The organism is Streptomyces sp. NBC_01314 (genome assembly GCF_041435215.1).
Lineage (GTDB): Bacteria > Actinomycetota > Actinomycetes > Streptomycetales > Streptomycetaceae > Streptomyces.
Genome location: NZ_CP108394.1, coordinates 973707 through 988094, shown reverse-complemented (window position 1 = coordinate 988094; position 14388 = coordinate 973707). Strand labels below are relative to the sequence as shown.

The following is a 14388-nucleotide window of genomic DNA, read 5'->3' as shown; positions in this document are numbered from 1 at the left end:
GGGGCGAGCAGGGGAGTGGTCTGCGGTGTCAGGCGCGGATGACCTCCACGCCGGCCGCGGCGAACGACTTGGCCAGCTCGTCCGAGGCGGCCTTGTCGGTCACCAGGACGTCGATGTCCTCCACCGGGCAGATGCGGGCGAAGGCCCGCCGGTCCAGCTTGGTGGAGTCGGCGACCGCGACGACCTGCTGCGCGCGCCGGGCCAGCGCCCGGTTGATACTCGCCTCGCCCTCGTGATGGGCGGTAGCCCCGTTGGCCACATCGATGGCGTCCACCCCTATGAAGACCTGGTCCAGAGCGATCTCCGCGAGCAGTTCGGTGGCCAGCGGCCCGATCAGCTCATAGGACGCGGGCCGGGCCACTCCACCGGTCACCACGAGCTTGACGTGGCGCCGCACGACCAGCTCGTTGGCGATGTTCAGCGCGTTGGTCACCACGGTGACCGCCGTCTCCGAGCCGCCGGAACCCAGGTCGGCGCGGGTGGCCAGGGCCCGCGCCACCTCGGTGGTCGTGGTGCCGCCGTTCATCCCCACCACGGCGCCCGCCTTCACCAGTCCTGCGGCGGCCTGCGCGATCCGCTCCTTCTCCGGAGCGTTGCGCGCGGACTTGTAGCGCAGCGGCAGGTCGTAGGCGATCGCGTTGAGCGTGGCTCCGCCATGCGTGCGGGTGACCATCTGCTGGCGGGCCAGCTCGTCGAGGTCGCGCCTGATCGTCGCGGCCGAGACCCCCAACTCGCTGGCAGCCGCCTCTACTTCGACCCGCCCGTCGCGCGTCAGCATCTCCAGCAGCGCGCTCCACCGGGCCTGCGGTGCCGCCATGTCACACAACTCTCTGTTGATGATGTGCGCCACACCGTGCGCAGTTCCATGAAACCACAGCGCTTGTTTGGGTGTTTATGGTCAAGAAACGAGCAAAACCCTGCACCGCTCATCACCTGTCTCGCCGAGGCGGCCCCGGTGCCGCTGGTCCTGTACGGCTCAACGGGCGTGCCCGACAGGGGAGTTCCGGCAGGCGGTTTCCGAAGGCGTCTCGCGCACAGCCGCGTACGTCGTCAGCCGCGTCGTCGCGCCCGGCAGTTCTGGCTGCAGTCGGCGGCACCGATCGTCCTGAGACATTGCACTCCGAGCGGATCAATATCTGTGCTCGTGAGGTGAGAGTTTGACGGACCCTGCAATGAGAGTTTTTGCCGCGACGAGCAAAGTGGAATTATGTAACAAGCGCGGGCCGTTGCAGCGTGCTAGTCTGACGTCAGTTGCAGTTGTGGTTCCCAAAACTTCAAGTGCCCCACACGGCTCCTGCCGGTGGGAGCGCTTTTGTATTTCAGGCCAGTTTTTCCGGGCGGGGTAATCATTGCGGCGACACGGCGTCCGCGCAGTGCGGGTTCCGATGTACTGCCCCCCAAAGGAGATATGGCATGGCTGCTGGTACCGTGAAGTGGTTCAACGCGGAAAAGGGCTTCGGCTTCATCGAGCAGGACGGCGGCGGACCTGATGTGTTCGCCCACTACTCGAACATTGCCGCCCAGGGCTTCCGTGAGCTGCTCGAGGGCCAGAAGGTGAACTTCGACATCGCGCAGGGCCAGAAGGGCCCGACGGCCGAGAACATCGTTCCGGCCTGACGTACCCGCTGTAGCTGGGGCCCGCATCCCTTGGGGTGCGGGCCCCAGCTACAAGCATTTCCCGCGCGGTTTCACCGGCGGGACGACGGGCAGGAACCCGCACTCTCACCAGACGCGGCCCTCCTGTCAGGATGCCCGGGCGTCCTGAAGAGTTGCACCGCGGTCGACGCCCGAGTTCCACACCGCAAGACGTCACCCATTTCAGCACCTGCGCCCGCGCGCATTTTCGTCGGCCAGAAGTGCTGTATTTCACCATCGGTCCATACTTGTAATTCTCCATGCTGTTCATCGCTGCGGGAATTCCTTGATATGCGCCACATCGAGGAAGGTTCCGCATGAACCCCACACGCACGAACAACCGCTTCGCCCGCACCCGAAACGGCGGTGCCGACGCCACCAAGGGCGGCAGCCGTTTCGGTTCGCCGGCCCCGCGCCGTTCCGGCGGGCCCGCCCGTACCGGCGGTTACGGCCGTCGGCCCGCCGCAGTGCAGGGTGAGTTCGCGCTCCCGAAGACGATCACCCCCGCGCTGCCTGCCGTCGAGAACTTCGCCGATCTCGCCATGCCCGAGCAGCTACTGGCCGAACTCGGCAGGCAGGGCGTGACCGCGCCGTTCCCGATCCAGGGCGCGACGCTGCCGAACGCCTTGGCGGGCCGTGACGTTCTGGGTCGCGGACGCACCGGTTCCGGCAAGACCCTCGCCTTCGGCCTCGCCCTGCTGGCCCGCACCGCTGGACAGCGTGCTGAGTCCCGCCAGCCGCTGGGGCTGATCCTCGTACCGACGCGCGAGCTGGCCCAGCAGGTGACGGACGCGCTCACTCCTTACGCCCGCTCCGTCAAGCTGCGCATGGCCACGGTGGTGGGCGGCATGTCGATCGGCAAGCAGGCCGGCGCGCTGCGAGGCGGCGCAGAGGTCGTCGTCGCAACCCCGGGCCGGCTGAAGGACCTCATCGATCGTGGCGAGTGCCGCCTGAACCAGGTGGGCATCACGGTGCTGGACGAGGCCGACCAGATGGCCGACATGGGGTTCATGCCGCAGGTCACCGCGCTGCTCGACCAGGTACGTCCGGAGGGGCAGCGGATGCTGTTCTCCGCCACCTTGGACCGTAACGTCGACCTGCTGGTGCGCCGCTATCTCACCGACCCCGTCGTGCATTCGGTCGACCCGTCGGCCGGTGCGGTCACGACGATGGAGCACCACGTCCTGCACGTCCATGGCGCCGACAAGCACGCCGCCACCTTGGAGATCGCCGCCCGCGACGGCCGCGTGATCATGTTCCTGGACACCAAGCACGCCGTCGACCGGCTGACCCAGGACCTGCTCAACAGCGGGGTACGGGCCGCCGCGCTCCACGGCGGCAAGTCGCAGCCGCAGCGCACCCGCACGCTGGCGCAGTTCAAGACCGGGCACGTCAGCGTGCTGGTCGCGACCAATGTCGCGGCGCGCGGCATTCACGTCGACAACCTCGACCTCGTCGTCAACGTCGACCCGCCGACCGACCACAAGGACTACCTCCACCGCGGGGGCCGCACCGCCCGCGCCGGCGAGTCCGGCAGCGTTGTCACTCTCGTCACACCGCAGCAGCGCCGCAGCATGGTCCGCCTCATGGCGGACGCCGGAATCCGGCCGCAGACGACCCAGGTCCGCGCGGGCGACGAGGCCCTGAGCCGGATCACCGGCGCCCAGGCTCCGTCCGGCATCCCGGTCGTCATCACCGCACCCGTGGCGGAACGCCCCAAGCGCAGCGCCTCCTCCCGAGGCCGGCGCCGCCCCTCTTCGACGACCCGGCGCGCGCCCGCACGCCAGCCCGTCGTCGGTGCGGCGGCCTAGAACCTTCGTGATCGGAAAGCTGACCCATCTCTGCAGGAGGCACCTTTGACGTTGGTTCAGACGCAGCCCCACCCCGCGGGCGTCACCCCCGTGCGCAGGACGGCGGTGGAGGTCATGGAAGCGGCCGGACCGCAGGTCTGTGACGACATGAGCGTCGAGGTGGCCCTGGCCGTCATGACCGCCGCACGCACGGGCCGACTGGTCGTCTGCGACCAGGACGACCTGTACACCGGCCTGGTCACCCAGAACGAACTCACGGCCGCCCGGGACAGCTCCGCGTACACTGACCGTGTCCGCCTGCGCGACATCCTCGGCGAGCACGGATCGTTCACCTCGCCCGTGACCACAATGGCCGAAGTCGAGCCTGCGAAGCGCTACCTCCGGATCGGTGTCCTGCCGGTCGTCGACGTGCAAGGCGGCGCCCTTGGCGTCGTCACCATCTCTCGCTGAACCGCATCACCTCTGGTCGGACCGTTTTCCTCTTCTCCTGTGAGGCCCCATGCGCTGCGTCATCGCCCGCTTCCCCTTCGAGCTCACCAAGAGTGGTGTGCTGGAATCGATGAAGGGCATCAAACCCGAACCGGGCACCGGCGAATCCGTCATCATCGGCCGCCGCCACTACCCCATCAAGCAGGTCGGCCAGATCATCACCCGCCAGGACCGCCGTGACTTCACCGCCGGCGAAGTCCTCCGGGCCATGACTCAGCTCGGCTTCACCTGCCGTACCCTCCCCGAGGCGGCACCCGTGCGTGTCCTCAGCCCGCTCGAGGAAGCCTCCGCGATGCTCGGTACGCCTGTATCCGCCTGACCGAGGAACGCGGCGCGAGCCGACGCCTCAACAGCACTGTGGGCCCGACCGGCGTGCGCCGGTCGGGCCCACAGTGTTTTGCATTGGTTCTCGCCGCAGTGGGTCGTTCAGCGGTCGTTCAGTGGTCGGAACAGCCGAAGTCGCCCATGGTCCAGGGACCAAGCTCACGGTGCCTGCTTCTTCGAGGGCCGGGGTTGGCTGTCGTGGGCAGGCGAGGAATGCCGGTGTTCGATCCCGTGCGTGGTGACGGCTCTCGCGCAGCGACCGGTTGTGGCGTTACCGGCCGGCATTGTCACGAGGGTGACCCTGCTCTCTGGATCGTCCATGTCCGACCTTTGCCTACCCGGCCCCTGTGGCTCGCCCCTCCATCCGCCAACTCGACAGAGTCGCAGGGCCTCGGGGAGAAACTGACGGCCGCAGTCGATGCGGGGCGCCGCGTTGCCGTGCGCCCGCGTCGGCTCACGCCATGGCTCAGGCCCACGGCCTGATCGAGTCGGGCCCGCGCCGGTACGAGCAGGTGAGGTATCCGCGGCGACGCCACCGGTCGGGCGAGTCGGAGTATCCGGTGCCCGGGGGTGGCGGTACCGCCGACGGTAGCCGCGGCGCAGTCGGCTGTGTCAGGGGCGGTTCGACGGGCCGCTCCGGCCATCCATCGCTGGGTCGCGGCGGGTTACTTCACCTTCGAACACGCAGAAATCTGTACTTGTTGAAGTAGACATTGGGTGGCGGTGTGGTTATGGTTTCTCTCGTAGCCCAGAGAGACGGCAGGGCCTGGCAGACACGAACTGCCGGGCAGCGGTACGCAGTTGCAGTTCGCAGGACGGTGCGGTGGTGGAGTTCCGAAGCCAGGGTTGTCGCAGGACGGCGACGGGGCTGACGACCGGACCGGGTGGCCCGCGGTGATCAGGGGCCGCCAGGAGCAGGACCGCGGTTGACGCGGTGGCAGTACCTGCAAGTGCGGTTCGCAGTACCCAGCAGTGCGCAGTACGTAGTACCCCGCTTGGTAAGCAGTTGGTCAACGAGGGAAGAACGGAGGGGCCTAGCGCCATCAGGATCGCCCGGGCGGAAGTCGTGAGCCCGGGTACCGCAGGACATCGATAGTGAGGTGGTCTCCGGTCAAGCAACCGCGATCCCAGCATGCCCGACAGCATCTCGGTCGGGTCTGCGGAAACAGAAGGCCGGCGCAGTAGCAGGGCCGGCAGATGGTGTAACAGTTCCTTCGGGGCTCTGGTGCCGTACGGCACCGGAGCCCCTCAACGTGTTGTGCTGACGTGACCGTGAACCGTCTGCCACGGCGAGGATCTCCCGCCGCGCGTGCTGCGCCGACCCACCACCGTGCTTGCCCACCGGGACCGGCAGGCAAAAGAACCCCACTCTCTCCCCGTAGCCCGGGTGCCGTGTACCGGACCCGGAGCCCCGTGGGGTGGCACCGGGTCGAACTCGGAAGTCGCTGCTGGTTGATCTTGGCTTCGGCGTCCGCACCCCGTGCCGTGTGAACGTCAGGCGGTGTGCGCGGTCAGTCCGCCGCGGGGTACACGCGGGTCACCTTGCCGTTGGTGTCGGCCTCCAGGTAGCCGGACTGGTTGTACTCGTCGCTCAGGTAGATGGCCATTCCGGCCGGGGTGTCGAAGATGTCGTTGGGCTGTCGCACCAGCAGGTAACGGTTCTCCGGTTCGGCGACGTTGAGCTTCTTCTCCGCCTCCTTGAGGAGTGCGGGAACCTTGTCCCAGTTGAAGTCGTCGAGACTGACGGGCTGTTCGCCGCCGGCGAGTGTGCCCTTGATGATGCCCTTCTCCACGCCCTGGCCCGGGCGGTACGAGTAGGTGTCGTACTTCGTGTCACTGCCCTCGACCATGAGCTGGGCCGACACGTAGTCCGGGTAGACCGAGAAGTCACCGAACATGTCGCGGCCGGTCTCCTTCTCGAACGCCTTGATCGCGGTGCGGATGCCGTCCGGAGTCAGCATGTCGTCGGTCTCCGCGTCCTTCGGCAGCTCGGTCGCCGGGGCGACGTCGGCCGGTGAGGTGGTCGACTTCGAGGCCGAAGTGGAGGGCGCGGTCGACTTCGGGGCCGAGGTGGTGGGCGAGGCGCCCGCGTCCGAGTCGCCCGTAGCGTCTCCCAAGGGCAACAGCCACCACAGCAGGACCAGGGCACCGGCGAGCGAGGCTCCCGACACGCTCAACAGGAGCGCGAGGCGCGGTGTGCGTCGGCGTACCGGGCCCACGGGTGCGGTCACCGGCTGATGTGGAGCCTTCCCCGGCAGCGGCTGGAACGGCAGCGGCTGGAACGGCGGCGGACCGAATCCGGCGGTGGCGGCACGCGCCGGGTCGGGAGCGCCTGTGCCGAACCCGTTGGAAGGGGGCGCCGAGGCGGGGACACCGAACGGGGCGAACGGGGTCGGCGAGGCGAAGCTGCCCGGGTGTGCGGGGGTCGGGTGGGTGGAGGGCGACGGCGGAGTCAGCGAATACGAGGTGGGCTCGTCCCGTACCGCAGGAGCGGTCGGCCCCGACTCGATCTCGGCAAGGCGCAGGTCCAGTGCTGCTGCCGACGGCCGCGCCGACGAATCGCGTACGAGCACGCTCATCAGGACGTCGCCCAGGGCACCGGCGCGCACCGGAGGCGCGACGTCGTCGTTGAGGACCGCGGCGAGGGTGGCCAGGGTGGTGCCGCGACGCAGCGGGTGATGGCCCTCCACCGCGGTGTACAGCATCATCGCCAGCGACCACAGGTCGGAGGCGGATCCGCCCTCGTGCCCCGATATGCGCTCCGGTGCCATGAAGTCGGGCGTACCGATGACGGAACCGGTGGCGGTGAGGCCGGACGTCTCGCGGATCGCGGCGATACCGAAGTCCGTGAGGACGGGGCGCCCGTCGGGGCGCATCAGCACGTTGGCAGGCTTGACGTCCCGGTGCTGGATACCGGCGTCGTGCGCGGCGGTCAGCGCGGACAGCACCTGCCGGCCGATCCGCGCCGCCTCGGTCGGCGGCATCGGGCCCTGGGCAAGCCGGTCGGCCAGCGAGCCACCGCTGACCAGTTCCATCACGATCCACGGGTAGGTGCCGTCGCCGCCGTCGACTATGTGGTGGATGGTGACGACGTTCGGATGGTCGATGCGGGCCAGGGCCCTGGCCTCGCGCAGCACCCGCTCGCGCAGCGTCCGGGCGCCGTCGGGGTCGTACTCGGCGAGATCCCGGTCGGGCGGGCGGACCTCCTTGACGGCCACGAGCCTGTGCAGCGCCAGGTCCCTGGCCCGCCAGACCGTCCCCATCCCGCCACCGCCGAGGCGGGTCTCCAACTCGAAACGCCCGTCGACGACGCGTCTTTCGGGGCCTCTGTCGTCCTCGTTCATGACGGGAGCATAGTTGCCGCAACCGACAGCTTTCGCCCGCCCCGTGGACCGGCCGGACCGGCAGCGTCTTTGGGGTCGAAGAACGGTTCGGTCCGGCGCTCGGGGCGGGAAGCCGTACGCCGTCCACCGGAGCCTCGGCGACTCGGTACCTGTACGGGCCCTGTCGTACGCAGTCGCGCCCTGCGGCACTGTCGCAGCCCTCGGCGGCGACGGCGGCTGCGTGGGTGGTCACGCCGAGCGGGGGAACCCTGGCGGTAGCATCCGGCGGGTGGACGTGGTGATGGGGGCGCTGCCTCGCGGGCTTGCACTGGTGGAGCGTGTGGTGCGCGGGGAGCTCGACCCGCGTGGGGGGCCCGGTGTGGTCCGGCTCGCCGAGGAGAACGGGCTGGACAAGGGGCAGACGTCGCGGTTGTTGAGGGACCTCGTCGACTCCGGTGTGCTCGCCCGTGGTGGCCACGAGTTCCGCGCCGGGGCGGAGCTGCTGGCCGTCGCGGCGGAAAGCGGTCCGTGGGGAGTGCGGAGCCGGGCGCTGCTGCGGGAGTTGGTGGTCCGGTTCGGCGCGTGCGCGTACGTGGATGTGCTGTGTGGGCCGATGGTGCTGTCGGTGCGGGCCGAGCTGGCCGCCTGGGCCGAGTTCGCCTGGGCGCGGGCGGGGCGGCTGACGCCGGTCTGGTGCACCGGGGCCGGGCGGGCTCTGCTGTTCGGCCACTCACCGGAAGAGGTCGCCGAGCTGCTGGGCGGGGAGGACTTCATCGGGGCGGGTGGCCCGTACGCACCCCGGTCGGTGGACGACCTGCTGGCGCGGGTCTCCGCGGACGCGGCGCACGGGGTCGCGGTGTGCGAGAGCGAGTACGACGAGGACGTGCTGGAGGTCGCCGCGCCGGTGCGGGACCCGCGCGGAACCATTGTCGCGGCGGTCAGTGTGGTCGTGCCGCATGCGGCGGCCAGGGATGACCGCGACGAGCTCGTCGCGGCGGTCGGCGACGCGGCGGCGCAGTTGGCGTCCCTGCTCGGCTGAGTCTCAGTCGCCGGAGCCTCGGTCTCGGTCTCGGTCTCGGTCCGATTCTGCCGAGCTCAGAGCGGCGGTCAGCCAGGCGCTCCAGCGGACCACCGACTCGGCGCAGGCCGCAGTCGCGGGCTCCAGGCGATGGCGGGGGCCGACGACCTGGACAGCCGCGACGATCTCGCCCCGGAAGTCCCTGACCGGAGCGGCGAGCGAGTACAGGCCGGGCTCGGCCTCCTGGTCGACGATCGTGTACCCGCGCTGCCGGGCCGCGTCGAGGCGGGCCAGGAAGTCGTCAAGGTCGGCCGGGGTGTTGGGGCCGTGCCGGACGAAGGCCGTGCGGGCGAAGACGGCCTCTATCTCGGCGCGCCCGGCGTCGAACAGCAGTGCCTGCCCGGCATCACTGCAGTAGGCGGGATAGCCGCGGCCCACCCAGGACACGAACGAGGACAGGGCAGGCGGCATCGCCTCCAGGACCGTGACGGAGCTGGCGCCCCGCAGGACTCCCAGGTAGGAGCACTCCCCGGTGTCGGCCGCGACGCCCTCTAGCGCGGTGCGCCCGTCCCGCCGCAGCCGTGCCTCCGTGACCTGCTGGGCTCGGGCGTACAGCTCCCAGGCGACGGAGTAGCGGAGCGAGGCGGGGTCGCGGCGCAGGAACCTGGCGGCTTCGAGGCTGCGCAGGACGCGGGAGACGCCACTGCGCTCCCGGCCCAGCAGGTCGGCGACCTCGGCGGCCGTGTGTCCGCGCGGGTCCCGCGGCGGGTGTTCGGCGAAGAGACGGAGCACGGCCAGGCCGCGTTTCAGGCTGCTGTCGGTGGTCATCGAGGGCCGAGCTTAGCGTCGGTGCGCGGGACTCCCGGGCGGGATGGGGCGCGGTTCGTTGCGATGACATTGCAGTCACATTGCGGCTCACGTGCAGGATGCGCAACTGGACTTGATTATTTCGCATCTGGCCTTACGCTCCACTCAATCCACCGACGTCAGGCCACTCAGGAGTTCCCCTTGTCCGCTCTGCGCCCGCTCGTACTCCTCGGCCTCGCGACGCTGTTCATGGCGGGCTGCGCCGACCCCTCCTCGCCGTCCGCCGGGCCCACCGGAGTGCCGTCCGACGCCTCCTCCGCCACCGCCGCGATCACGGCGGACGCCGCACTCGCCGCCAAGGTCCCGGCCGCGCTGAAGAAGAGCGGCATCACCATCGCCAGCGACGTCAGCTACCCGCCCATGGACTTCTTCGACACCGACAACAAGACGGTGATCGGCGCCGAGGCCGATCTCGGCAAGGCGCTCGGTACCGTCCTCGGCGTCAAGGTCACGTTCGCCAACGTGCCCTTCGATTCGATCATTCCGGGGCTGCAGGCGGGCAAGTACCAGCTCGGCCTCTCCTCGTTCACCGACACCGCCGAGCGGGAGAAGGTGGTCGACTTCGTCACCTACTTCGACGCGGGTACGTCCCTGCTCGTCCCGGCGGGCAACCCCGAAACGCTCAAGCCCACGGGCGACTCGCTGTGCGGCCGGACCGTGGCCGTGGCGAAGGGCTCCACCCAGGCGCTGGTGGACCTGCCGGCCCGGCAGAAGAGCTGCAAGACCCCGATCAAGGCCAGCACCTTCCCCGACGGCACCGCCGTGAACCTCGCCGTCACCAGCGGCCGTGCCGCCGCCGCCCTCGCCGACTCCCCGGTCGCCGCGTACGCCGCCAAGCAGTCCGGCGGAAAGCTGGAGGTCGCCGGCTCGTCCTACGGCAACGCGCCCTTCGGCATCGCGGTCCCCAAGAACAGCGAGCTGACCGGCCTGCTGAAGTCGGCCCTGGAACACCTCCGGACAACCGGCGGCTACCAGAGCGTTCTCGCCAAGTGGGGCCTCGAGTCCGGGGCGCTCGACACCTTCGAGATCAACGCTGCCTCGTGATGGAGGAGTTGCCGATCCTCCGCCGCAGGAGACCCGGCCAGTGGGTCCTGACCCTCGTGGTCCTGCTCCTGGCCTCGGCCCTGATCCAGTCGCTGATCACCAACCCGCGCTTCGACTGGAGCACGGTCGGCGCGTGGCTGTTCAGCAAAACCGTACTGAACGGCCTGCTGGCCACCCTCGAACTCACCGCCGCGGCCATGGCGATCGGGCTCGTCCTGGGCGTCGGGCTGGCCCTCATGCGTCTGTCGGACAACACCGTCGCCCGCACGATCAGCTGGTTGTACATCTGGCTCTTCCGGGGCACGCCCCTGCTGGTCCAGCTGCTGTTCTGGGGCTTCATCTCCGCGCTGTACCCGACGCTGTCGCTGCACCTGCCGTTCCTGCCGGCGATCGGCAACGTTCCGGCGAACGCCGTCATCACCACCTACGCGGCGGCCCTGCTCGGCCTCGGCCTCAACGAGGCCGCCTACCTCGCCGAGATCATCCGGGCCGGCATCGTCTCCGTCGACCACGGGCAGACCGAGGCCGCCGAGTCGCTGGGCCTCTCCCGGGCCAGGACACTGCGCCGCATCATCCTGCCCCAGGCGATGCGGGTGATCATCCCGCCGGTCGGCAACGAGGCCATCTCCATGCTCAAGACGACGTCACTGGTGAGCGTGCTGGCCTACGCGGAACTGCTGTACTCCGTGCAGATCGTGTACGCCCGCACCTACCAGACGATCCCGCTCCTGATCGTCGCCTGCGTCTGGTACCTGGCCGTCACCACCCTCCTCAACGTCGGCCAGCACTACCTCGAACGTCACTTCGCGAAGGGCAGCCGCCGATGATGGTCCAGGCCACCGGAGTCCGTAAGTCGTTCGCCGGAAACGAAGTGCTGCGCGGTGTCGATCTGTCCGTGCCACGTGGCTCGGTCACCTGCGTGATCGGCCCGTCCGGGTCCGGGAAGTCCACCTTCCTGCGGTGCGTCAACCATCTGGAGCGGCCCGACAGCGGCCAGATCCTGGTGGACGGCTCGCCGATCGGGTACGAGCGCCACGGACGCGGGCTGCGTGAGCTGCGCCGTCGGGATTTGGCCCGGCAGCGCCGCCGGATCGGCATGGTCTTCCAGCGCTTCCACCTGTTCCCGCACCTGACGGCACTCGGCAACATCACCGAGGGACCGGTCGGCGCGGGACGATCCAGGGCCGAGGCCACCGACGAGGCGATGGCGCTGCTGGACCGGGTCGGCCTCACCGACCGGCGGGACGCCTACCCCGCCCAGTTGTCCGGCGGCCAGCAGCAGCGGGTGGCCATCGCCCGCGCCCTGGCCATGCGGCCGAAGCTGATGCTGTTCGACGAGCCGACCTCGGCGCTCGACCCGGAGCTCGTCGGAGAGGTCCTGGATGTCATGCGGGGCCTCGCCGCCGACGGCATGACGATGCTCGTGGTCACCCACGAACTGGCCTTCGCCCGCGAGGTCGCCGACGAGGTCGTCTTCCTCGACGACGGCCGTGTACTGGAATCCGGGCCGCCGGACCGGATCCTCACGGCCCCGGACCACCCCAGAACCCGCGACTTCGTAGCGAGAGTGCTGTGACCGTGAGTGCTGAGACCGGAAGTGCTGTTACCGCAAGTGCCGTGACCGGGAGTGCTGTGAAGACCTTTCGCGAGGCCCTGGCCGCCGGACCGCTCGTCCTGGACGGCGGCATGTCCAACGAACTCGAGGCCCAGGGCCATGACCTTGGCGGCGCGCTGTGGTCCGCCCGTCTGCTGCGCGACGCCCCCGATGCCGTCTCGGCTGTCCACCGGGCCTACTTCGAGGCGGGCGCGCAGGTCGCCATCACCGCCAGCTACCAGGCCACGTACCAGGGCTTCGCCCAACTCGGCATCTCCCGGGCCGAGACCACGACGCTGCTGCGCCGCAGTGTGACCCTGGCTCGCGAGGCCGCCGCCGGGAGAGGCTGGGTGGCGGCCTCGGTGGGACCCTACGGCGCGATGCTGGCCGACGGCTCCGAATACCGCGGCGACTACGGCCTCACCGTGGCCGAGCTGACGCGCTTTCACCGCCCCCGGCTGGAGGCCCTGGCCGAGGCGGGCCCCGACGTCTTCGCCGTCGAGACGATCCCCGACACACGGGAGGCCGAGGCCGTACTGACCGCCCTCGACGGCCTGGGCATCCCGGCCTGGCTCTCCTACAGCATCCGTGGAACGACCACGAGTGCGGGTCAGCCCCTGAGCGAAGCCTTCGCCCTGGCCCGGAGCAGCGCGGCGGTCGTCGCCACGGGAGTCAACTGCGCCCCGTCCGCCGAGGTCGCCCCGGCCCTCGCCCTGGTCGCCGGCCTCCCCGGCGTCGCCTACCCGAACGGTGGCGGGACCTGGGATCCGCAGGGCCGGAGCTGGCAGGGGGCGGAGGACGAGATCGCGGTCCTGGCCGCATCCTGGCTCGACTCCGGCGCGGCCCTCGTCGGCGGCTGCTGCCGGGTGGGCCCCGCCGAGATCAAGGAGCTGGCCGTCCGCCTGCGCGCCCCGGTCGAAGGCGACTGAAGCCCACGCCTTGCCCGTGCTGCGCTCTCGGGTGCCGTGCCCCAGGTGTTTGCCCGCAGCTGTTGTGCCCGCAGGACGGCAGCGCACGGCCTGCCGCCGCGCCTTGGCTCGTCCGTCACCGCCCCGTGGACCTGCTCCGCGTCACCATCCTGTCCTGCCGCACCGACGACCGCTGATCCGCCCACCGTTCGTACCCGCCACGCATCCTTCGTACCCGCCTCGCATCAAGGACGCCATCCATGTCGCAGCCCCCTTCCCTTCCGGTGATCGACCTCTCCGCCCCCGACCACGACGCACTTCACCGGGCCGCCCGCGACGTCGGCTTCTTCCAGCTCGTCGGCCACGGCGTCACCCCTGCCGAGCAGGCCCGGCTGCTGGACACCGCGCGCGGGTTCTTCGCCCTGCCAGAAGCCGAACGGCACACCGTCGACAACCTCAACTCCCCGCACTTTCGCGGCTACACGCGGATCGGCAACGAGCAGACCCAGGGCCGCCGTGACTGGCGCGACCAACTCGACATCAGCAACGAGCTGCCCGCCCACGTGCCCGGCCCCGGTGAGCCGCCGTACTGGTGGTTGGAGGGGCCGAACCAGTGGCCGGACGCCCTGCCCGCGCTGCGCGAGGTCGCGCTCGCCTGGATGGACCGCCTCAGCGGAGTCGCTCACCGGCTGCTGCACGAACTGCTCGCCGCGATCGGCGGCCCCGCGGACTTCTACGACGACGCCTTCTCGGGCAATCCGCGCAACCACCTGAAACTCGTCCGCTACCCGGGGCGAGCCCCCGAGGGGGACGACCAGGGCGTCGGCATGCACAAGGACTACGGCTTCCTCACCCTGCTGCTCACCGACGAAGTGCCCGGCCTGCAGGTGGAGTCGCCCGACGGTGCCGGGTTCATCGACGTGCCCCACCTGCCGGGCGCGTTCGTGGTGAACCTGGGTGAACTGCTGGAAGTGGCGACCAACGGCTACCTCAAGGCCACCAACCACCGCGTGCTCTCCCCGCCCGGCGCGCGCGAACGCTTCTCCGCCCCGTTCTTCTACAACCCGAGGCTGGACGCCCGCATCGCCCCGCTGCCCTTCCCCGCCGCGGCGGCTGCGGGAGGCGTCACCCAGGACCCGGGCAACCCGCTGTTCGCGGAGTTCGGTTGGAACGAGCTCAAGGGCTGGGCCCGCGCCCACCCCGAGGTCGTGCGGAAGCACCACCCCGCACTGACGCTCACGACAGTCGCCGGCGAACCGCCATCAGGGCGGCCCGTGAGCGGGCGTCAGGGGCAGCCGTCGTAAGCTGTCGTCCCCGGGGCTGAAGTCGCCGAAGCGCGACGGCACTTCGAGGCCGGGGCACCCACGGGATGACC

General features: G+C 70.0%; 13 protein-coding genes. 10 read left to right on the top strand and 3 right to left on the bottom strand.

Features of this window, described 5'->3' with window-relative positions; genetic code table 11:
• Positions 1–28: 28 nt before the first annotated feature.
• Positions 29–817 (bottom strand): DeoR/GlpR family DNA-binding transcription regulator, encoded by a 789-nt coding sequence (locus tag OG622_RS04475; protein ID WP_371573494.1) that lies wholly within the window; start codon positions 815–817, stop codon positions 29–31.
• Positions 818–1413: 596 nt separating this feature from the next.
• On the opposite strand from OG622_RS04475, the gene OG622_RS04470 reads away from it, so the two are divergent.
• From OG622_RS04470 to OG622_RS04455, 4 genes are all read left to right on the top strand, one after another.
• Positions 1414–1617 (top strand): cold-shock protein, encoded by a 204-nt coding sequence (locus OG622_RS04470; RefSeq protein WP_030664939.1) that lies wholly within the window; start codon positions 1414–1416, stop codon positions 1615–1617.
• A gap of 335 nt (positions 1618–1952) precedes the next feature.
• A complete protein-coding gene (locus OG622_RS04465; protein ID WP_371573490.1) occupies positions 1953–3446 on the top strand; it encodes a DEAD/DEAH box helicase in 1494 nt (497 codons plus the stop codon).
• Positions 3447–3491: 45 nt separating this feature from the next.
• Positions 3492–3896 carry a CBS domain-containing protein gene (locus OG622_RS04460; protein WP_371573488.1) on the top strand — a complete coding sequence of 135 codons (405 nt, stop codon included), beginning with the start codon at positions 3492–3494 and terminating at the stop codon, positions 3894–3896.
• 49 nt (positions 3897–3945) lie between these two features.
• Complete coding sequence (locus OG622_RS04455) at positions 3946–4254, top strand: SCO5918 family protein (RefSeq protein WP_371573486.1); 309 nt, start codon at positions 3946–3948, stop codon at positions 4252–4254.
• A gap of 1516 nt (positions 4255–5770) precedes the next feature.
• Here OG622_RS04455 and OG622_RS04450 read toward each other — a convergent pair.
• Positions 5771–7603, bottom strand: coding sequence for a protein kinase (locus OG622_RS04450; RefSeq protein ID WP_371573483.1), 1833 nt, complete (start codon positions 7601–7603; stop codon positions 5771–5773).
• A gap of 268 nt (positions 7604–7871) precedes the next feature.
• Here OG622_RS04450 and OG622_RS04445 point away from each other — a divergent pair, with 268 nt between their 5' ends.
• Positions 7872–8621: an IclR family transcriptional regulator gene (locus OG622_RS04445; RefSeq protein ID WP_371573480.1), complete on the top strand. Its 750-nt coding sequence runs from the start codon at positions 7872–7874 to the stop codon at positions 8619–8621.
• A gap of 3 nt (positions 8622–8624) precedes the next feature.
• Here OG622_RS04445 and OG622_RS04440 read toward each other — a convergent pair whose 3' ends face one another.
• Positions 8625–9428, bottom strand: coding sequence for an IclR family transcriptional regulator (locus OG622_RS04440; RefSeq protein WP_371573479.1), 804 nt, complete (start codon positions 9426–9428; stop codon positions 8625–8627).
• A gap of 180 nt (positions 9429–9608) precedes the next feature.
• Here OG622_RS04440 and OG622_RS04435 point away from each other — a divergent pair, with 180 nt between their 5' ends.
• The 5 genes from OG622_RS04435 to OG622_RS04415 all read left to right on the top strand — a co-directional run bounded on the left by OG622_RS04435 (position 9609) and on the right by OG622_RS04415 (position 14317).
• Positions 9609–10511 carry an ABC transporter substrate-binding protein gene (locus tag OG622_RS04435; RefSeq protein ID WP_371573478.1) on the top strand — a complete coding sequence of 301 codons (903 nt, stop codon included), beginning with the start codon at positions 9609–9611 and terminating at the stop codon, positions 10509–10511.
• The gene (locus OG622_RS04430; protein WP_371573476.1) at positions 10511–11338 is read left to right on the top strand and encodes an amino acid ABC transporter permease; all 828 of its coding nucleotides are present in this window, start codon (positions 10511–10513) and stop codon (positions 11336–11338) included. The genes OG622_RS04435 and OG622_RS04430 overlap by 1 nt, the downstream gene beginning before the upstream one ends.
• Complete coding sequence (locus OG622_RS04425; protein ID WP_371583999.1) at positions 11338–12087, top strand: amino acid ABC transporter ATP-binding protein; 750 nt, start codon at positions 11338–11340, stop codon at positions 12085–12087. Before OG622_RS04430 ends, OG622_RS04425 begins: the two co-directional genes overlap by 1 nt.
• A gap of 41 nt (positions 12088–12128) precedes the next feature.
• Positions 12129–13034, top strand: a complete 906-nt coding sequence (mmuM, locus tag OG622_RS04420; RefSeq protein ID WP_371573474.1) for a homocysteine S-methyltransferase — start codon at positions 12129–12131, stop codon at positions 13032–13034.
• A 239-nt stretch (positions 13035–13273) separates the two neighbouring features.
• Entirely contained in the window at positions 13274–14317 is a 1044-nt protein-coding gene (locus tag OG622_RS04415) for an isopenicillin N synthase family dioxygenase (RefSeq protein ID WP_371573471.1), read from the top strand.
• Positions 14318–14388 lie beyond the last annotated feature (71 nt).